The organism is Paenibacillus sp. 1A_MP2, assembly GCF_052244825.1.
Lineage (GTDB): Bacteria > Bacillota > Bacilli > Paenibacillales > Paenibacillaceae > Paenibacillus > Paenibacillus vandeheii.
This window is the reverse complement of the sequence record NZ_JBQQCS010000001.1, coordinates 3,580,983-3,601,980: the sequence shown is the minus strand read 5'-3', so window position 1 is coordinate 3,601,980 and position 20,998 is coordinate 3,580,983. Positions and strand designations below refer to the sequence as shown.

Below are 20,998 nucleotides of genomic sequence, written 5' to 3'. Positions count from 1 at the left end.
CATATGAGGAATTATAACCACATTCAGACCAGTGTTCTTTATTTCGAAATGGATGAAGAATCATACGAAGACTGCATGATTTCCAGATAACGCTTGATGTTCAGGCCCTCCAGCCCTTTCACGTAATCATCCCAATCCTTATCCAGACTCTTCGCTCCTGTAATGAATTGCAGCGCATTCTGGTCAATATAATCCTTGAGATTTGTCTGCATCATGCTTGTTTCATCGGCGCTTGCAGGATCCACCCATAGCGCCCAATGCGGGAATACGTTCTCAGGCTCCTTGCCTTCCATCAGCAGCGTCGCCTCGTATAACCTGCGTTCCTGTCCGTCTCCTGCGTAGAAGTCCTTGCCCTGTACTTCGGCATCACGGTATGCCCTGTGGTGATTGTACTGACTCAGCGCAGCCCAGCTGTCATTGCGCGGCTCTGCTCCTGTTGGGAGCGGAATTGCTTTGTAGAGTGGCTGCACTTGATCATTCAGGGCCACTTCCCCTTCTTGCGGCTTGCGCCAGCTTGTGCCCTCCTCACCAAGATATGCACTCATGGCTCCTTCTTCTGTGTAGAGATAATCCAGCATTTGAATGGCTGCAATCTGCGTTTCTTCGCTTGCCTTGTTCGTCAGCACAAACGACGCCCCGGGATCAATCGGATAGTTGTAGGTAGCATAGCTGGCATGCGGTCCTTGCAGCGGAGGAATCGCGTTATAGTCCTTGCCATAAGGCGAGCCCTCATCGGTATTCACAAAAAGGGCCGGGTGCATGGCTGCGCCTGCTCCTAACAGTTGCGCATCAGCATTATCACCGATTTTCTTGAATGCGCCCGAATTCTGTGTAAAGGCCCCTGGATCAATCAGACCTGCTTCGTAGAGGGATCGGATATAGGCAAGTCCCTCTTTCCATTCCGATTTATTGGCAGCAGTGTCTATCTTGCCATCCTTAACGAGAAGATACGTTCTGTCGTCGTCATAAATGAAGGCATTCATCAGATACGGAATAATGTGCACGCCAAAATTTTCAATGGAGCCGCTAAGCGGTACTTCGTCCGCCTTGCCATTCCCGTTGGGGTCCTTTGTTTTGAACGCCTCAAGCACTCCTTTGAAGTCCTCCAAGGTTTTGGGCTCAGCTAATCCGAGCTGCTTCAGCCATTTTGTATTGAGCCACATCTTGTTTGGATAGGAGCAGTGGAAGCATTCATTCAAGCCCGTCAGGCCATAGATATTGCCATCAGGAGCCGTGTTAATCGCTTTATAATATTCGTTGCTGTCCAGCACCTTTTTAATATTTGGAGCATATTTGTCGATCAGATCGTTGAGTGGCACGATGACACCTTGCTGGCCGAATTTCAACAAGTCCGTTTGCGAAAATCGATCTACCCACGGAATGAGCAGGTACAGATCGGGATAGTCTCCCGAAGCCAACGAAATTTGTCTCTTCTCCGATGCTCCGTCAAACGGAACTGTCGTCCAATTAAAATGAATGTTGAACTTCTCTTCCATCTTTTTGGTGAATTTATTGGTTTGAAGATTCGTATCCGAACCTTGATGTGCAAATACATTAATAGAGACTTTATTGCCAGAGGTGCCCTCCCCATTCAATCCGCTGCCTTGTTCGGTGGATGAACATCCCGTGAGCGCCACGCCAAGAAGAAGCAGGCAGGCAAATATGATGGACCCTGATTTTCTCAAAAAAATCCTCTCCCTTACTGATGATTGTATAAAGTCAGCCTTTGACCGAGCCAATCAGCATGCCCTGCACAAAATAGCGCTGAACGAAGGGATAGATAACCAGCACCGGCAAGCTGGCCATGACGATTAACGAGAATTTCATTAATTCCGCCATTTGCTGCTGCTTCAACATTTCCCCCGCGTCCATGTTTCCGGTACCATTGTTCAGAATGAGGATGCTCCGCAAAATTAGCTGCAACGGATAAAGCGATTGCGATTTTAAGTAGATCAATGCATCGAAGTACGCATTCCACTGCCCGACTGCATACATCAGCGATAACACCGCAACGATTGGCTTCGCCAGAGGCAAAATGACGCTGAAAATAAAACGGATATCACTGCATCCGTCAATGTCGGCTGCTTCGGACAGTTCCTCTGGAATGGAATTTTGAAAGAACGTGCGCGCTATGATGACCTGCCACACCCAGATGGCATTGGGGATCAGCAGCGCCCAGCGGGTATCGATCAATCCCAGTGTTTTGACTACGAGATAAGTTGGAATCAATCCACCGGAGAAGAGCATGGTGAACGTGATGAACATCATCAGCGGACTGCGTCCGACAAAGGTTTTTTTGGAGAGCGGGTAAGCGATCATGATCGTCAGCGCTACGCTGATCAGCGTGCCGCTTACGGTGTAAAACAAGGAATTGGCATATCCGGTAATGACCTGATCGTTCTGCAATACCGCTTTGTATCCATCCAGCGTCAAGTCAACCGGCCACAGCCAGACTTTCCCGGAAGAGACAGCGGCTGGACTGCTTAGGGAAGAGCTTACGATATAGATTAGCGGGTAGAGCACGGCAATTAAAATGACAATCAAAGCGATGTAGATGACCGTCATGAATATTCGGTCCCCAAAGGACTCCCTGATCGTGGGTTTCCCTTTATTCATCGAACGGCGTGAGTATGTCTGTAACTCGCTCATCAGATGAACTTCCTCCCTTCTGGGCCTAGTGCACTACCACAGGCTTGTATTGGACAATCGCTTCGCGGCTGCGTTCACCGTCAGCAGCAGGATCAGGTTAATCAGGGAATTAAACAGGCCAACCGCGGTTGCAAAGCTGTAATTGGCGTTCAGCAGCCCCATTTTGTACACGTAGGTAGAAATTATTTCAGAAGCCGACAAATTCAACGGATTTTGGAGCAAATAAATTTTCTCAAATCCAACCGCCATGATGTTGCCGACACTCAGGATCAGAATGATCACTGCCGCAGGCAGTATGCCAGGCAGATCAACGTTCAATATTTTTTGGAACCGGCTTGCGCCGTCGACTTTGGCCGCTTCGTACAGCGAAGGGTCGATGCCAGCCAACGCTGCCAAATAAATCACTGCGGAGTAACCCATGCTTTGCCACACGTCGGAAAACACATATAAAGACCGGAACAATCCCGGCTCTCCCAGGAAATTCACCGCTTCCAACCCCAGAGCGCCCAGAATCGTATTAACGATGCCAAGCCGGGGAGAAAGAAATAACATGATAATGGATACCATAACCACGGTCGAAATAAAGTAGGGAGCATAGGTAACCATCTGAACGGTTTTCTTGAACGTTGCGCTCTTGACCTCGTTCAGTGCCAGCGCCAGCAAAATGGGCACCGGAAAGCCGACAATTAACTGATAGAAGGAAATATACAGCGTGTTTTTGATCAGGGTGGCGAAGGCTGGATTTTGGAAAAGCAATTCAAAATACTTGGTGCCAACCCACGGGCTGCCCCATACCCCCTTGATAACGTTGTAATCCTTGAATGCCAGGACCGCATTAGCCATCGGAACATACTTGAAAATGATGAAGTAAGCGACGGGTGGAAGGATTAGCAGATAGAGCTGCCAATGCCTCCGCAGACTTCTGGATACGGCTCGCTTGACAGCCGAGCGTCTGCTCTGCCTTGTTGCCGAAGCCGCATTAGATATTGTCGTTCTCAGATTCATCCCCCATGCGGTGGCCAGTAAGACTTTTTGGCAGACCGCTTTTTTTGGTTAGCGCATTTTTGATAGCGCTTTCTTGTTGGTAATCATAAGAGCGCTTCCCCGATTGCGTAAAGGTACACTTTATCGAATGAGGTACGAATCACGTACGACTTCATTTCATTTGATCTTCCATCTGCCGAAATGCACTTGGCAAGATGCCCCTAACACGTTTGAAGGCTCTTCGGAACGAATGTGCGCTATTATATCCAGTTGTCTGTGCAATCTCATCAATTGTCTGCTGGCTCTCAAGCAGCAACTCAGCCGCTTTGCTGATTCGCACCACCTCTACATAGTCGGAAAGGTTCTCTCCGGTATGCTCCTTGAATAATTGGGAGATATATTTTTCCGGTTTGCCCATTTGCTCCGCAATCCGGTATACCGTCAGGTTCGCATCGGCATAATGCTTCTGGATGTAAGCCATTGTTTCATTGACAATTTCCGCATGCATGTTGGATTTTTTACGTTTCACGTTCTGGCAGACCTCTTCCGCGAGCTGATGGAACTTGTCCCTTAGTTCGGCAACACTGTCCGTGACCTGAATCCCTGCGATGCGATTCTTAAACTCCTCGACAAGCGCTTCATCCAGCATAATCTTAGGTTCCAGCTTTAGAAATGTTCCCCTTAATTCCATAATAAATTGATGTGTCATATCGTACGACAGCTCTTGCTCTGCGAAGTTTCGGCTAAACAGTTGATCCAAGTTACGCTTGGATTCTTCCGTCTCTCCCGCCTTAAGCGTATTTATCAACCGCTGTTCGGACTCCATCGGATAGTAGTACAATTCGGTTTCCTTTACAGCGTTTTCGAATTTTACTAATTGGTCCGCCCCGATGTGAATGGCATATTCGAGCGCTTGTCTGGCCTCGTTGAACGAACGGCCTACGTCATTCCATACATCATACGAAGAACCCATACCGATGGTCGTCGATACCCGGTAATCCTGATACACAGAATCCATCAGTTTCATCAATTGGGCTTCACATGTGAGCAAGGTTTGATCCAAAGCTTCATCCCTCAGCGGTAGCACAAAAGCAATCTGATCCGTTCCCCACTCCGTTATCAAAACATCCGCATTCCATGTCGTCAGCGCTTCACGCACGATTAGCCTCGCAACACTTAATTCTTGAATAATTTCTTCGCTATCCGGGCTGCCATAGCCATCTACTCTCATAATCCCCACAACCCCCGACTGGTATGAAGCGAAATGTCTGTCTGGGAGAAGATCGCCTCCAACTCTCGGGTTGTATAAAACTCACCGGTCAACAAACGCTTGATGAACCCGTCTCGCAGCATCGGGAGCTGCCTATTCAATGCATTTTTGAGAAGATGGTTGTTCGTAATAAGACTCGTAATATTGCTGGCCAAGAAATCGTACTCATTACTTATTTTTCCCGGTAGTCCGATATTCTGATCCCGAAACACGAACAAAAGCTTATGAATCGGCGCACTGTTGCGGTAAGCCAGTAAAAGTCCAATGATTAGTCCGAAACCAAGTGTGGCTAACGTGAAGGTAAAGGTAACCTGCTTGATCTGGTCTGCTTTTATCATTAACGCACGTTCGGGAATGCCAGCCATATAATTCCAGCCATTTTGATCCGAGCGAATGGAAATCAGCAGACGACCGTCTCCCATAGGCTGCACTTCACGATCCTTGGCAGCATGTATATCCTTTAATTGCTTTGCTTCACTTGTACTCATGCCACGCGAAAAAATGATGTTCCCATTGGCGTCTGTTACCAGTGTCCACCCTCCATATTGCTCCACAATATGTTGAGTCAGGCTCGCCATCTGATTCTCATCAATCATGACACCGATGGTAGCCTGAGGTTTGTTGAAGCTATTTAATGGAAGCGATTGAAGAAACGTAATGGCAGGAGCGTCCACAAGCACATTACTGCGAATCTCCTTCTTATAGTTTTGTAGGGGAATAATCTCGTTTAAATGTGGCTTTTTCAAAATGTTCTCTTTCCATTCTTCGAACGTCATGCCTTCAAGCGCATTGGTGGCGTAATAATGCTCAGGTCGGTAGTAAACAGTGGTAGGCGTGATGATGACATTATAATTCGGAATATATATGAAGAAATGAGACAAATAATCATTGGTGCTGCTGTACATAGACAGGCTGCGCTGCATACGGCCCAAACCATAAACATTATTAGCATCGAGCGGCTTGGGATCAGCAATTAAACGGTACAACTCCTGGTTAATCGCTAACTGCCTTGTGAAATCCTCGACCTGCATGAGATTTCGTTCAATAATTTCCTTGCCCAGGTTGAGCGATTTCAGACTGTTTTCAATGGAGCTTGTCCTCGCTGCTTCAATGGATGCCCTATAGGAGGCATATCCGGCAATTTGAGGAATCATCAGAATAATGAGATAAGAAACCATGAATCTGCGGAATAACGGCGTGAATTTGAACCATAGACGCTGCATTTGTACCTCCTTTTTGGTAAGCGTTTACAAAATTGATTTGTTTCATAATACACCTTTCATTTGTGTGTGGTGAAGGTACACCTTAATCTTTTTGGTACAAATACTTAAAATTTTTGTACTAAACCACTAGCAGTTAATAGAGGACTACTTCTGAACACCAAAAAGAAACCTTCCCAGCCGCAATAGCTGGAAGGCTCCTTTTGTACATTTTGTTTAATTGACGGCTACAAACTTCCATTGCTGGTTGGTTGCGCCTGTGTAATCGTTTTGCTGCAATTTTGCACCGTCTGTCGTCGCAGAACCGGTTACCTCAATGGCTTTATTGCTATTCACGTTAATAATACTCCAGTACCCATTGCCCAGATCATTGATTTTGAAATGCTGCGCAGTGGTGTTTAAATTGCTCATAAGCTGTACTGCCTCTCCGTTGGTACTGGTGCCATTTCGGATGTCGATCACCTTATCAGGCGAATTCACACTCGTCAAACTGTAAATTCCGCTAGCTATTTGATTCAGGACCCACTTTTGAGGATTGCCCCCAGATCAGACCATTGCTGAAGCTGCAAGTTGTTCTCGTTTACCCCACCCGGTACATCAATAACCTTGTTCGAATGTCTGGCTACAATCTTGTAGGTCGCACCCGAGATCAATCCGCTTGATGGAGTGCCACCGTTCGGATAGGTCTGAGCACGTTCATAGAACCATTCGAAGAGGAATCGTCCCATTGCGCTTCTTGAAGCATCCCCGTCCCATTTCAATCCTGCCGTAGGGTCGGCAAAGGAGCTTCGCTGTCCAGCATCCAGAATAAAACCGTTCATGTGAGCTGCAATACTGACATTGCCTGCCGCGTTGAAAATGGTCTTCGTATTGTTACCAAAGCCTTCATTGCTGCCATTGAACAGATTCCAGTATTCGGAATCGCCGGCTTTCTTTTTGAACCATGTGACTTCGGTAATGTTGATCGGATATTTATCGGCCGCTGCCTTTACATTGGTATTCCATTGATCTTGCAGAATGGACATGTTGTCATATGCTCCGTAACCCGGATACCAGTGAACGGCATAACCGTAATTGTTCAGCGGGTCTGTCAACGGATGGCTTGCTGTCAGACTGTAGAATTGGTTATATCCCAAACCAGCGGCCCAGATGACATTATCCGCGCCTTGGCTCCGAATGGTCGAGATGATGGAATTCTGGAAATTGCGCAAGTCGTTCCAGTGGTCCACAAAGTCGTTCTCGCCGTTATAACCACCCCAATGTCCGTTCGCATAGGATTTTACCGGCTCGTTGATCAGCTCGAAATGTACATTATCGGCACTTTTTATCTCTGGACGAGCAGCGAGATAACCCCAGATCTGATTGAACTTTTGCAGATTGGCCGAGGTGGTGGCCTGGTCGTCCTTCAGTGTGAAGTCGAGTCCAAGCGTAACATAGACGCCTTTGGTTTTGGCATATTGAATATAAGGAATAATGACGTTCAGTGTCACGGCTTGTACACCTGCAAAATTGTAGGTGCCTGCCGCCACATCCCCCATGTCCTCACGGTCGATGAACAGCCGAATCTGATTCATATTCCAGCCGTGGCTGCTTCCGTATTTCGGGCTCGTACTTGTGAATGTATCCGTAATATCCTTCAAATAAGCCAATGTGGCAGCATGACGGTTGTTGCCATGAAGATTCAGATAATAATTGCTGTTCTGATATGTCCAGTAGGCGCCTGAAGGCTGATGCCAGCCACTTAGCACGACGGGCTGGTTACTACTGTTCACCAAGTTTTTGCCACTAACGTGAAGCTTGCCCATCGGCATGCCGACCCACGCTTCCGCACGTTCGGTTCCGAACGGCATAATAGACAACAGCAAACCGAGAATGATCATAAATTTACAAGATACCAACCATCTCTTCAATATAATCCCTCCTGAGCTTAAAGTGTAAAACGTTAAAACGGACGGCAACACCTCCTTTATTATGAAGGGGCTAGACCTTCCAGCCCCCATCCAAGAGAGAATCATTATCCAACGATGCCTGTACGTTCAACACTTTCAACGAAATAACGCTGCACAAACAGATAAATGATGATTAAAGGCAGGATCGCCAGCAGAATGCCTGTATCCTGAATCATGCTCAGATAGAATGGATCGGCTTTGGATGCGCCATCACTAACCTGCTGTGCCAGATTATATGGAAGAGAGGACAGCTGCGTTGACATCACCTTGCTGGACGTCAGATAGGTTGTCGTGTAGAAGCTGTCATTCCATTGCCAAACGAAAGAAAACAGCAGTACAGTAACGATTGATGGAATTGCATTTGGGAGCATGATACGTGCAAAGGTTCGGCTGATGCCTGCACCATCAACGTAAGCGGCTTCCTCCACCTCTTTGGGAATGCCTCTAAAAAATTGGCGAAAGATAAAAATATACAAGCCTGCTTTGAGCGAATTGGCTGTTATGGCAGTCAGAATAAACGGCCAGTACGTATTCAGCAGATTGACAGGTTTGCCTGCAATCAGCGTCATCAGTCCCATCAGATCGAAGCTCTTCAGATTTAGATACACCGGGATCAGGATCGTGGTAGGCGGCACCAGTATAGTTAGAATGACTCCGGCAAATAACAGATTACTTCCCTTAAACTTCAAGCGTGCAAACCCGTATCCGGCAAGTGCACAGGAAAGCGTGGTCAAAATAGTCGTTGTTGCAGACAACGCAAATGTATTGAACAGCGTTGCCCAGTAATCCATGACACGAATAGCCTCTCGAAAATTGTCAATAGAGAAATTCTGTGGAATCCAGACGACAACCGCTGAATACAAATCACTTTTATCCTTGATGGACGTTGATATCTTCTGAAAGATAGGAAACAAAATAACGAAGGATAGTCCTGCAATGAGTGTGAATCTCACAACAGACCACAGCCAGCTTTTCCACTGCTCCAGCGACAACAGTCTTGATATCATCAACGCACACACCCCCTTTTCTAATCTTGATAGAAGACACGTTTGGAGAAAATAAGTGAAACGATCACCAAAATGACGGCAATAGCCAGGAAATACACCCATGCCATGGCTGAGCTTAACCCAAAATCAAATTTAACGAAGCCTGTATCGCGAATAAGCTTGGTCATGGCGTTGTTTGCAAAAGAATCAACGATGGTATAGATGACGTTCACAAAAATGAGCGGGCTGACCATCGGAAACGTGATTTTCCAGAACGCTTCATATCCAGTGGCCCCTTCCATTTTGGATGCTTCATATAGCTGGGGCGATATCGTTTGGATACCTGCCAAAAATATGAGAATCTGTACACCGGATTGACTGACAATCTGATATATCCGGTCTACCGCACCGCTCAGATATGTCACGAGCCATTCGCTCAACCCCGCATCCAGCATCAGCTTTTCAATCTCAAAGGTTCCCAAGGCGCTGCCACCTGTATTGCTCTGGTTCACAGCCTCGATCAGACTGGTGCTTTCCAGCGTCATGATGACGCCGGATGCCAGAATCACCGGCAGAAAAAATATGGATCTCGCTACTGCTCGCCCCGGAAACCTCTGATTCAGAATGACTGCAAGGAACAGGCTGAATATTACGATCAGAGGCACATTAACGAGCACATCTGTGATGGATTCGATCAGTGCCCGGTTGAAGCTGGTATTTACCGTCATTGCCTGGATATAGTTGGCGAGACCTGTGAACTGGATGGATATCCCCTGTGCATTCGCCTGAATTGAACTCAGGCTGTAGCGCAAGGAAGCCAGCAGCGGAACCAGGAAGAACAGGACAAAACCGACGAGCCAGGGAAGCACATAGATGACTCCCCAGACCGCTTTCTGCTGAGCGTAGGTTCGGCGTCCCCACTTCCCTTTTAGTAGCGCTTTCAGAGCTGCTCACCACCTGTCACGTAACTTTTGGCTTCCACGTTATGACCGCCTGCCTGCACCGGGAAGTCGTTATAATTCACCAGAGCGAAGCTTCCGTTTTCATATGTCGTTTGATACACCCCTTCAGCCAGCTTCTCGTGTGCCACCATGTGAAGCCCTGCGAAAGGACGATTGGCCTGATTGACCTCTTCATACATCTCCGCTGCGAGATCAATCCATTGTCCATAGTGCGCAGCATACAGATTGTCGTAATCCGTTTCCTTAACAACATGATTCGGTGCGTTAAACCAAGTAAAATAGGGGCTTGCCCCATACTCCACGAGCTTTAGTACATACTGTCTCGCATCCGTATAGGTTGACAGGTTGTAAGCAGCTCCCGTATAGCTGATGCCACCATGTACAACCAATTGGAAGAACGGAATCTCCTCATCCTCCAGCTTGAAGCGGCTGCTGGACATTGGAGCATCCGTGAGACCTGTCACATAGGGCAGAGCATACGCATTCCCGCCTTCGGCAACAACAGATATCCCTTGCTGCGTAATCTGCTTCAAGCTCTCGGTGACGGTTGCTTGTGCTCCTGTGCGATCCAGCAGTTTCTTCGGATTCATGTCACTGTTCACTTGATCAGCCAGATCACGCACCGACAATCCCCCTTGCTCATAGGGCTGGAGTGCTTTCAGCAGGGCTTGAGTCACATCCTCCAGCAAATGCGGAGACAGGATATAGGACGGAAGTCGATCCCGGTCACGCCGCTGTCTTGCCGGGTCCATCGGATATAGAAGTGCAGGCTCCTGCGTCAGTGTGCGTGAAGCTTCCTTGGAAGGACTGAATCCTGTCTTGGAATGTACATTTAGTACAGCGACATCGGGGTAAAATCCAATTCCCTCCTTACGAGCATAGTCGCTGAATTCTTGCATGCCTTTTCGTCCTCCAATCGCTCCATCCACTTTGATGGAATCCGGTATCTGATGTTGAAGCCCTCCATTAAACCATCCCGCATACCGAACCTGAATGTTGGATACTTGTTTTTTCTTAAGGATCGACAGAATCTGGCGGGCTTCATCAAAGGTGGTCAACGCTTCAGTAGAATCGTAAGGTATGCCCAAGATATGTTTTCTGGTCGTCATTCCGCCGATAAGCTTGAGGTAAAACGGAATATCCATTTCTCCCCCAGCTGTTTGGTTCGCAGGAAGACCATTCGTCTGGATTAAGTAGTCACGATATAAGGAAGCCAGACCGGAGTAAGAGGCATTCTCTGCCCCGGCAAAGGCATAACGGACGACAAAATCCGATGCGGTCGGCTTCTTCTGAAACTTGGGAAGTGTCCGTACCATGTCGCTGGCCTGGAGTGTTACATCACTTTTGTTTACAACGTAGAAGCTCGGATACACATTGTTGTAGCTATTCAGCTTTCCGCTGATATCTGCATTTACAACCGCCACCGCTGCTCCTTCCTCTATGATGCCAAGAAATGCGCCGCCCTCACGAATGAGACCGAATACCGGCAGCCTTGCTCTTTCCTCGGAGGAGTCCGCTTCACGAAGCTTCATCGTCAGATCCGGTCCGTATACATCCTGCTGATAGGCAGGGTATTGTATCTTTCCATTATTAAAATGAATGAGTGCTCCCGACCCGTCAGGTACAAACATGGAACCCTCCTGATCCGCAGCGCCAGCCCCGAAATAATCCAGCACGGATATGCTGTTGATCGGGTATTGCTCCGGAAAATGGATGCCGGAGGCAGGTACACGTACAACCAATGATTCCTGATCCAGCTCATATTCAATGGATAGCATAAACAATCGGGGGCCGCTTTTCCTGCTCGATGCCATGCTCGGCATTGTCCAGTTCAAGGTCCTCGGATGTATAGCCGGCTGTCTCAAAAGCCTTCAGAGCACGCGTCAACTGAAGACCCTGCAGCGCTTTGTCGTTCCGAACGTATACCCCCCGTCCTTCTCCTCCGCATACCCAATCTTCAAGGCACGTTGTCCTGCCTTGTCGAGCAAAGCAAGCAGCTTCTGTTCGAAGCGCTCTTTGCTGATTTTTACAGGCAGATCTTCCACAGAACTCTCATTGGTTCCAAACTGGTAGTTCACCCGAAACCCCATTCGGCAATGCTTCGTAGCTTATCTGCTGGTGAGCTACGCTATCCGTATAGGAATTGACCGAGCTGCTCTGACCCAGACTGTTATAGAAGCTCAGCTTGGACTGCGCAGACAGCAGATCCTTATTGATTCCCGACGCAAGCGAATCGATCTTCCGATCTTCCGGATTGCTGCGCCAGATCTGCCCGCTTTGCTTGTGAATCACCGCAATCTCGGCTGTATCCTCCTGGATGAGTAGCTGCAGCTCATTATTCTGGGCAAGCCCGAGCATGTCTGGCAGACGGGCATCACTGAAGGATGAGGCCAGCTTCTGACCAGGCGGCAGCACAGGCACTTCTGCTTGTTCATCCGCATTTGCCGACAACGTAGTTACAGGCGTAGAGTCTGACTGACAGCCGCCAAGAAACAGGATGAATACGAGCAGGATCACGATCATTTTTTTGGCCACGTACAAAATCATCTCCATTCTCCTTCCTTAGCCCCGGAGTACAAGTTCCTGATAGATGGTGGCTGCAAAGGACACAATCTGCTGCACCAGACTGAAGAACAGTAGGCAGAGAAATGCCATGAAGGCCATGGCAACCAGCGTCAAAAGCATGGTAAGCACCGTTTTGCCCGGCGAATACTGATGCACAGTCATATTGCCCACAAATAACAGATATACCGTCCAAGCTGTTGCAGCCAGGTTGAAAAAATAATAAAAGGCCGTTTCCTGCCCCGAAATCATTAGGCTGAGCCAAATCCACGGAAACTGAATCAGAATTAGTGGAACCAATGCGAAACAGGTGGACATGAAGATTTCCGAGAATTTGCCTTCACCGTCCATGAGTGTGGTTAAAGACCAATTCGCTGTACACCAGAACAATACCGGAACAATGACATAGACCATTTCCAGCAGACTGTTCAACCGTTTCGGATTGTTATAATTGACCAGGAACCCGCTATATTGTGCCTGAAGGATCGTCGTGATCGCCAGCAATCCCAGTATGACCAACGCAATCATCAGCGTTGTTCTCTGATTCCGCTCGTATTTCAGCTCCCAATAGCCGTCAAACGGGTGAAAAATAAGATGCAGCGGATATCGAACCCATTGTCTACTTGATACCTGCATTCGTTGTCCCCTTTCTCTGTCTGCGAACGATGGTTATGGCTACCAGCCCGGCAGCAACCAGAATCAGCCCGGTCATTATCCATGAGAAATGCTCGCGGAGCAGGTCTTTTCGATACAGAAGAAACGCTTTGGAATACCCTTCTCGTTCCATGCTTCGCTTAAAGTATTGCGTAGATTCGGCATAATCCTTCTGCCGCAACAGCGCTTTTCCGATACCTGCGTAGGCATATTCCAGATTCGCATTCATGTCTGCAGCTTTGGCAAATTGCTTCGCAGATCCTTCCTCGTCCCCATTGAAATAACTGCGTACTGCCTCATGAAGCGTACGCCCGTATTCAGTGGTTTGAAATACGGTGATTTCTCCAAGTGCTTTGTCCAACACCAGCATCCGATCCCCGGCATGCTCCAGAGAAACAGGCGTATTAAATTGCCCCAGCCGATTGCCGATACCTCCAAACATGTGAAGCAAATATCCGTCCCCGTTATAGGTGAAAATCCGACCCATATTGGCATCAAGCACGGAATACATATCGCTGTCCCCGACATCGACATCAATCATCCGTGAAGGCCCTTTCTCATTGCTGTACAACAAGTCACCCTGGGGCGGATAGTATCCTTCCCTTCTTAGAATATCCACGCCCTGTGCATTCAGTTTCTTGATCGGGAGTCCGGTCTGGTCACCACTGGTTGCATAAATGAAGCCCTCCTCGTCAATGTCCATATTCGTAAACTCGGTTGGTGTGAACATGACCATCTGACTGCGCTGCTGACGAGTGGCGAATCTTTTCCATAGATATTCCACCGGATCAACCGAAACTCTGTTAGCGCCGATAAACGAGGCAAATGAACCGTCGGAATTAAACTCCATGAAACCGTCGAAGACACCTTCCGCCATGACATAGATCCGCTCTCCTTTATCCATAACAACCCGTATGGGTCTGAATTGGAAATCTTCCTTCAGGAGGTCGGATTGAGGCAGGTCTACCATTTTAATCAATTGCCCCTGCTCATTCAGATGAACAATCCGTTGATTATCCGAATCGGCGATGAGCAGTTGGCCGTTGTCCGAAACGTATAATCCTTGCGGATGTTTGAAGTGATCCTTCTGTCCATCATGATCAAATGAATCGATAATTCGTGTCAGATTAAAATCCCGATCCAGCTCAACGATTCGGCTGTTGCCCGAATCCAGCACGTAAATTCGCTCATCAGCCGTAACGTGCATGTCAGTCGGTTCTTTGAATGCGTCAATCTTCAGCCCCGTGCCTGTAATGATTGTTGTCGCCTCATATGCGGCAGGAGAACGAACCGCCTCTCCCCAGTACGAATAATTGTACGCATTCGTCTGTCCGTCGGCGTAAGCTATTGACGCCGCATTCCCCAAGTACAGGAGGCAGGCAAGAGCCATGGTGAGCCATCCGCATCTTTTCCACATGCTTTTCAATATGTTGCTGCCCCCCTTCTACTCTTTCATACCGGAAGTTGCCATCGTCTGCATGACACTGCTCTGGGAGATGATAAACAGCGTGATTGGCACGATCATAAGCAGCAGTGCCACTGCAGCACCGACACCTGCTCGGGCAATCCCCCCCTGGATAATCTGACTAAGCGCATAATGCAGCGTTTTCAGATTTTCACTGTAAATGAAGCTTCCGCCGTCTGTTCCCCATAGGGCCGGAAATTGTAAAATCATAAGCGTCAGCCAGGCTGGCTTCACGTTAGGCATCACGATGCTCCAAAATATACGATATTCATTTGCCCCGTCGATTTTGGCGGCCTCCAGCAGCGCATCGGGGATCTGTTCCATAAACTGCTTCATCAGGAAGAGCCCAAGGGAAAATGCGAGAGAAGGCACAATGATGGATGCATGTGTGTTGATCCATCCAAGCCAGGACATCACCATGTAGTTTGGAATCGCCGTGACGTGTGGTGAGAACATCAGCGACAGGATGACGATGGTAAACAGCACATTCGAGCCGGGAAACCGATATTTAGCCAGCGGGTATGCCGCCGCGGAGGCCAACAGGATATGGCCCGCCGTTCCGAGCAGCGTAATCAACAGTGTATTGGCAATATACCGGGATAAAGGAACCCAGGAATTACCCATCAGATTGATCAGATCCGAGAAATTTTCCATCGTCGGATTGTTTACCCAAAAGCGTGGCGGAAATATAAACAGCTCATCAAGCGGTTTGAAGGCATTGTTAACCGTGTAGATCAGCGGCAATACCATGAATGACCCGAACAGCGCCAGCAGCGCAAACAGCATCAGGCTGACGGAAAATGACCGGTTGAGTCTTCTCGGCATGCCAAAAACGGCACGTACCTTGCTGGTCATTGTCATTCACCTATCTTTCTCAGCATTTTTTGCGTCAGTATGTTCGTTCCCAGCATCAGGGCGAACAAAACAGTTGCGATCGCGGACGCATAGCCCATCTCAAACCGAATGGTGCCGAAGTCCATCAAGTGGGTTACAACGGTATGCGCTGCATAGTTAACGCTCGGAAAACCGGCCAGTGCGATGGAGATTTCGGCCACAGCGAACGAGGCTGTAATTTGCATGACCGCCCCAAACATGAGCTGTGGTCTCATCGAAGGCAGCGTAATATACCAAAGCTCCTGCCAACGGTTTTTGATACCGTCCACCGTACCCGCTTCGACCAGAGAACGGTCAATCGTTTGCAGACCCGCAATGAAAGCCAGGAAGCTCGTGCCGAGACTGAGCCACAACTGTACGAGGATGACAATTGCCAGCACGTACTTCTCATTCGAAAGCCACTGGATCGGTTCCAGAATAACGCCAAGGCGCATGAGAAAGCCGTTCATATACCCATAGCTGTCTCCGGAGAACACGATTAACCAGATGAAAAAAACGTTTCCTGAAATGGAAGGCGCATAGAATACCAGTGTCATGACTGCACGGATCTTCGGGGACAGCTCATTGATAATCCATGCAAATAAAAAGCAGGCAATATAGCTGACAGGCCCCGTAATAACGGCAAACAGCAGCGTATTTTTAAGCGCAATCAAAAAAACATCGTCATTCAGAAACAGGCGCGAGTAATTTTGCCAGCCAATAAATCGAGGGAGCTCCAGCATATTGAAGTGGAAAAAACTGAGTCCCAGCGAGATACCTACCGGAATGACAGTAAACATGAAAAAGATCAGCATAAACGGTGCCATTAGAACGTAATAGTGTCTGCTTTGATACAAATCCCGTTTCATAAGGGACCACCGACTGTCCTGTCTTGCGTGAATGGCAGGAGCAGTCGATGCCTTGGTGGTTTCTGCGTGCAACCGTTACCCTCCCTTCCTCTACTTCAGATTGAATTCCTTTCGCTTGAGTTCGATCTCATCGTTGATATACAGAACATAGTCTGACAAGGCCTCGCGCGGGTTCTCATTCGCGTTGACCACTTTGCGGAACGCGTTGTCCAGGTGTCGGCCTGTAAAATATCCACCGGGAACTTGTGGAATGCCTTGCACCCACTCCCATTGCTTCTCCAGGTTTTGGTAATCCTTAACAGGCCAAGGCAGCTGCTCCAGTGCTTCGATATTGGCGGTCGGATAACGAGCCGCAGCGCCCATCAGGCCTTCCATTTCCCTGCCGTATTCAATCTGGGTCTGCTTGTCAGTCCACCATTTCATGAACATCCAGGCAGCATCCTTGTTTTTGGCATTTTCCAGCATCATGACCGCACTTGTGGCACTTGCCACCTCATGCCTTACGGACCGTCTTCCAGCTCCGTGCCAGGTACGATTGTAAAATCCCACAGATTGCGAATTTCCGGCGCCATGACGGTTAGCATGTTGTAGGTTGTGTAGTCCGCAATTCCAATTGGCATCTCTCCGGTGCGGAAGCGGTTGGGAAAATCGGCTTTAAGCGGGAATTTGTAATTGGTATAGAATTGGGTCCACCGCTTGAACGCATCCATGGAAATCTCTGAATTCAGCTCACTTGCCTTCTGATCTTCCGCGTAAAATTCGCCATTGTTCTGATAAAGCAACATAGCAAACGTTGCGTTCGGTATCATGTTGGCATTGTTCGTCGCATCCTCGATAGGCAGGTAAAACTCCATATTATGTTTTTGCAATACCGAGATGGCATTATAAACGTCCTGCCATGTTTGAGGTGGCTCCAGACCAAGTTCATTCAAAATATCTTTCCGATAAAACAGCATTGGAAAATGCTGCTGCTCCGGCAGGGCATACACGCCGTTGTTGAATCGGTACGGCGTCAGTCCACTCTCGCGGAACCTCTCCGCAACCTTATCAAAGTCCAGGAAGCCGCTCAGATCAGCCGCCGCATTCCGCATGGCGTAATTGACGGGAATATCTTCGCCCATCTGCATGGCTACATCCGGCCCTTCTCCAGCGAGTGTAGCAGGCAGCAAAATATTGGGCGGAACGAGACGCAGCTGGACTGAAATATCAGTTTCAGGAGTAAAGGAATCATCAATCAGGCTTTTCAAAACCTGAGCCTGGTCGCGTCCGGTAGTAATCCACACGGTAATGGAATTCGTAGTCTGCTTCATATTGCCAATACTGTCGTAATCCTCTGTATAGGAAGCGACGTAGGCTCCCACTTCGTGCTTCATCTGCTGTAAAAGGTTAGCCTCAGCATTGGGCAGCTCATGATTAGGCGAGGACACCAGCAGATAATCCAGTGCTATAGGCTGTTCACGGACAGACAAAATCCATGTTCCCAGCCCGCCCACATTGATCTTGAAGGTATCCAGACGTTTCGGAACCGTCTCCGGCCTTGCCGCCATATCCTCCAGTTGAACAACCATGGCGTGTAATACGGCTACCTTGTCACTCTGTTCACCAGTTGCCTTCTCCAAATAATCCGCAACAGAACGGAGAATGTCAGCCTGCCGCTTGAATACTTCCGTCATCTCAGGAATGCGCTGCTCCAACTGATAATCCCTGAGCGGATCAGGCTTGTTGGATGTAATCATCAAAATTTTGCGATACATTTCATTTAGCTCCAGCACGCTGGATTCCACCGTTCGCAGTAGTGGGGCAATATCCCCAGCGTAACGGTCATTCGCAAACGGTGCGTTCCTTTTTTCAAGTGAAACAGATAAGGTTCACTTTCACTTGTGCCCAGCACCCGCGTCTGCCAATCAGGGCTGTAGTTGAAGCGAATACGCTCCATTTCCTTGAATGGAACTTTACCGTCGATCATCAGACTCCGTGTGGCATACACGCCGCGAAGCTGATCCTGCTTCACTTTGAGTGCAATTTGGTACAGGCCATCAGCCGGTACATCCACATCCCATTCGATCCATTCCCCAGGAAGCTTCCAGTTGAGGCCTCCAATGGCGTTGATACGGATCTTTGAGACGTCATATGGTTCAAGAGACGGGCTTGAGCGATCCGAGATGGGAGCTAGGGTTGGTGAGGATTTGCTCACTGCCTGTTCTCCCTGCAGCTTGAGCATGACGGGCTCAGCCGGCTTCAAGCCCGCCGATTCATAAGCAGCCTGAAGCTCTTCGTAAGCAGGGATACTCTCTTCCTGATATAGCTCGATATAATCGATCGCCATACTTTCGCGCAGCGAGGTTAGCGACAGCTGCTGGTTGCCCTTTTCAAAATAAAACTGATAGGGCTCTTCGAAATAACCTGCGCTGTCCTTGAAGGAGGCAAGCTGCCAAGCTGGTGTTTCGACCTGCCGGGTCTGAGATCATTACCGCGATCGTCCCTTCGTATCGTGTCCTCGCGATTCCCCCATACCCGGTCAAAAAGCAGCACATCCGCTCCTCTGAAAGGAACCTCTCCATTCAGCTCCAGCTTCCGTTCAATCGCGGAGCTTTTGCCTGCCACTGGATAATAATGAATGCGTAGTTGGTATAAACCACTGGCCTGCACAGGAACATTCCAACTAATGGTGCCAGACTCAGGTGTGACTACCGCCTTTCCGTCCAGCCCTGCGTAGCCATCAATAACCTCAAACTCCCCGTCCGCAGCCTGCAGGAAAGCTTCCCCTTCAATTCGTATAATCTGATCAGGTGTATCTGTGTTTGAGAGAGTGGAGATGTAGTGCTCATAGCTGCGGGAATCAGCTGTACCCGACACCGCTTCAAAGTCCTCGTACGCCTGTGCAATGCCCGGACCGCGATCTCGCGTAGGGTACAGACTCAATAAGGAGAAGATCATGGCAAAGGCGAGCAGCACAATTAGTCCCTTTTCTTTCGTGACCGCATGTTCCCATATGTCCCCCTTTTATTTCAGCATTTTGCATCCATTGGATGTAGCAAATGACTCATTTGTATACCTCACTGATGGCTGCCTGGAAGGGTGCTTTATATTTTTCGATAACGGTGGAAACGGAAACACCATCGACCAGCTCACCGTTAAAATCCCAGAACGGCAGAGATGGGAACGTATTATGGTCCAGCACCAGCATGCCCTCGGCAACCGTTTTTGCATTTTCAATATCGGCTTCGTCCGTCAGGTGAGTCTCCAGGGTAGACTGACTAGGGTAATCGTAGATGGAGTCAATCTCGTTGATTTTTTCCCAGATGTACATCAGTTGTTCCGGATTTTCGACAGCTTTCGGAATGGTAAGTGCCTGATATTGCGATTCACCGGAGTGGTAGGCGGTCGCACTTGGTCCTTTCGGGAACGGAAGGAAGCCGATATCATAATCCTGCATATCTGTCTTAATTCCTTCAATCTCGTACATGGCGCCGGAATACATCAACGTATTGCCTTGCCGAAAGAAGGTAGCCGGTTCGGTCCAGTCGCCGCCTTCCGAAGCTCTTCCCACTTTCTCCGTAGCCATTCTGGACACGAATTTCAGCGCTTCTTTTGTTTTTGGATCATCCAGGTTTTGCTTGTCACCCTTGGTCAGCGAGGCCTCGTTGGAGTACAGCACAGGTTCAAGCAGCCCTCTTTGTGCCAAACCCCAGGTATCGAGTTTGCCATCGTTATTGCGATCCTTGTTCGCCTTTTTGGCAACTTCAATGAACGTATCCCAGCTCCATTGATCTTCGTCCACGTATTCCTGTAACGGCTTCATACCCAGTTCCTGCATGAGTGTGCGATTATAGAAAATACCGCTTATGAATGAAGATTGGTCCTCTGTGAAGCCATATCCCCGACCTTCATACTGCATGTATTGGTTCGTTGTTTTCTGGTTAAACACTTTATCGTTTTTGGTATACTCATCCACTGGCCATAACAAATCTTGCTTGGTGAGTGCGGGGATAGCGTAGCTTTTGCCCAGCCGTACAATATCACCAAGCGGTTCTCCTGCCATCAGGGAGGCTACGACCTTTTCCTGGTACTCACCAAAATCAATTGAAATATATTCGATGTCAAAGTTATGCTTTTTCTTCAGCGCCTCCAGGTTCTCGATTCGCTGAATGTTGTCCGGATTGCTATCGGTCATTTCCATATCCCACCAGGCAACGACCTTGATCGTTCTTCCCCCATGTCAAAATCCATTTCTGGTGTAGAGTTCTCATTCTTTGGTTCTGTTTCATTTGCAGCCTGCTCCTCCTGCGGTGCCTTCGTTTCCGGCTCTGTCTGAGCGCTGGAGCCAGAGCTGCAAGCACTCAGCAACAGCATGACTGCAAGGACCAGACTCATCAGCATGAACATGTTTTTTCTCATTGTTGTCCCCCTGAATGTGGTTTTTCGGTTTGCCATCAAAGTGTAGCCTTCGAATGAAAGCGCAAACAACCTGTGAAAATAAAGGTATTTACCCGGTCAAACTATAGGTTTGGGCCATTCGAATCCAAATTGAAGCATTTTCCTATGTAATTGGTAA

General features: G+C 48.4%; 16 protein-coding genes and 2 pseudogenes. All 18 read right to left on the bottom strand.

What is annotated here, in order from left to right; translation table 11 throughout:
* Positions 1-38 precede the first annotated feature (38 nt).
* A complete protein-coding gene (locus ACTWJ7_RS17720) occupies positions 39-1,685 on the bottom strand; it encodes an ABC transporter substrate-binding protein (RefSeq protein WP_301877103.1) in 1,647 nt (548 codons plus the stop codon).
* A gap of 34 nt (positions 1,686-1,719) precedes the next feature.
* Positions 1,720-2,649 carry a carbohydrate ABC transporter permease gene (locus tag ACTWJ7_RS17715; RefSeq protein WP_301877104.1) on the bottom strand — a complete coding sequence of 310 codons (930 nt, stop codon included), beginning with the start codon at positions 2,647-2,649 and terminating at the stop codon, positions 1,720-1,722.
* A 33-nt stretch (positions 2,650-2,682) separates the two neighbouring features.
* Entirely contained in the window at positions 2,683-3,654 is a 972-nt protein-coding gene (locus tag ACTWJ7_RS17710) for an ABC transporter permease (RefSeq protein ID WP_179132781.1), read from the bottom strand.
* A 151-nt stretch (positions 3,655-3,805) separates the two neighbouring features.
* Positions 3,806-4,864 (bottom strand): helix-turn-helix domain-containing protein, encoded by a 1,059-nt coding sequence (locus ACTWJ7_RS17705; protein WP_301877106.1) that lies wholly within the window; start codon positions 4,862-4,864, stop codon positions 3,806-3,808.
* Entirely contained in the window at positions 4,861-6,126 is a 1,266-nt protein-coding gene (locus ACTWJ7_RS17700; RefSeq protein ID WP_443145702.1) for a hypothetical protein, read from the bottom strand. Before ACTWJ7_RS17700 ends, ACTWJ7_RS17705 begins: the two co-directional genes overlap by 4 nt.
* 213 nt (positions 6,127-6,339) lie before the next feature.
* Complete coding sequence (locus tag ACTWJ7_RS17695; protein WP_443145701.1) at positions 6,340-6,612, bottom strand: RICIN domain-containing protein; 273 nt, start codon at positions 6,610-6,612, stop codon at positions 6,340-6,342.
* A gap of 26 nt (positions 6,613-6,638) precedes the next feature.
* Positions 6,639-8,033 carry a cellulase family glycosylhydrolase gene (locus ACTWJ7_RS17690; protein WP_443145700.1) on the bottom strand — a complete coding sequence of 465 codons (1,395 nt, stop codon included), beginning with the start codon at positions 8,031-8,033 and terminating at the stop codon, positions 6,639-6,641.
* Between the two features lie 104 nt (positions 8,034-8,137).
* Positions 8,138-9,082, bottom strand: coding sequence for a carbohydrate ABC transporter permease (locus ACTWJ7_RS17685; protein WP_143805491.1), 945 nt, complete (start codon positions 9,080-9,082; stop codon positions 8,138-8,140).
* Between the two features lie 17 nt (positions 9,083-9,099).
* Complete coding sequence (locus tag ACTWJ7_RS17680) at positions 9,100-10,002, bottom strand: carbohydrate ABC transporter permease (protein ID WP_301878385.1); 903 nt, start codon at positions 10,000-10,002, stop codon at positions 9,100-9,102.
* The gene (locus ACTWJ7_RS17675) at positions 9,999-11,798 is read right to left on the bottom strand and encodes a DUF5696 domain-containing protein (protein ID WP_443146387.1); all 1,800 of its coding nucleotides are present in this window, start codon (positions 11,796-11,798) and stop codon (positions 9,999-10,001) included. The genes ACTWJ7_RS17680 and ACTWJ7_RS17675 overlap by 4 nt, the downstream gene beginning before the upstream one ends.
* Before the next feature lie 105 nt (positions 11,799-11,903).
* The gene (locus tag ACTWJ7_RS17670; protein ID WP_443145699.1) at positions 11,904-12,098 is read right to left on the bottom strand and encodes a hypothetical protein; all 195 of its coding nucleotides are present in this window, start codon (positions 12,096-12,098) and stop codon (positions 11,904-11,906) included.
* A complete protein-coding gene (locus tag ACTWJ7_RS17665) occupies positions 12,073-12,567 on the bottom strand; it encodes a hypothetical protein (RefSeq protein ID WP_443145698.1) in 495 nt (164 codons plus the stop codon). The genes ACTWJ7_RS17670 and ACTWJ7_RS17665 overlap by 26 nt, the downstream gene beginning before the upstream one ends.
* Positions 12,568-12,582: 15 nt before the next feature.
* Positions 12,583-13,218: a Yip1 family protein gene (locus ACTWJ7_RS17660; protein WP_079349030.1), complete on the bottom strand. Its 636-nt coding sequence runs from the start codon at positions 13,216-13,218 to the stop codon at positions 12,583-12,585.
* On the bottom strand, positions 13,202-14,665 hold the full coding sequence (locus ACTWJ7_RS17655; protein ID WP_079349031.1) for a hypothetical protein: 1,464 nt from the start codon (positions 14,663-14,665) through the stop codon (positions 13,202-13,204). Before ACTWJ7_RS17655 ends, ACTWJ7_RS17660 begins: the two co-directional genes overlap by 17 nt.
* A 15-nt stretch (positions 14,666-14,680) precedes the next feature.
* Complete coding sequence (locus tag ACTWJ7_RS17650) at positions 14,681-15,556, bottom strand: carbohydrate ABC transporter permease (RefSeq protein ID WP_024633348.1); 876 nt, start codon at positions 15,554-15,556, stop codon at positions 14,681-14,683.
* A gap of 2 nt (positions 15,557-15,558) precedes the next feature.
* Positions 15,559-16,476, bottom strand: a complete 918-nt coding sequence (locus tag ACTWJ7_RS17645; protein ID WP_443146386.1) for a carbohydrate ABC transporter permease — start codon at positions 16,474-16,476, stop codon at positions 15,559-15,561.
* Positions 16,477-16,533: 57 nt separating this feature from the next.
* Positions 16,534-19,380: pseudogene (locus tag ACTWJ7_RS17640) on the bottom strand (extracellular solute-binding protein).
* Positions 19,381-19,486: 106 nt separating this feature from the next.
* A pseudogene (locus ACTWJ7_RS17635) lies at positions 19,487-20,841 on the bottom strand (extracellular solute-binding protein).
* Positions 20,842-20,998: the final 157 nt, after the last annotated feature.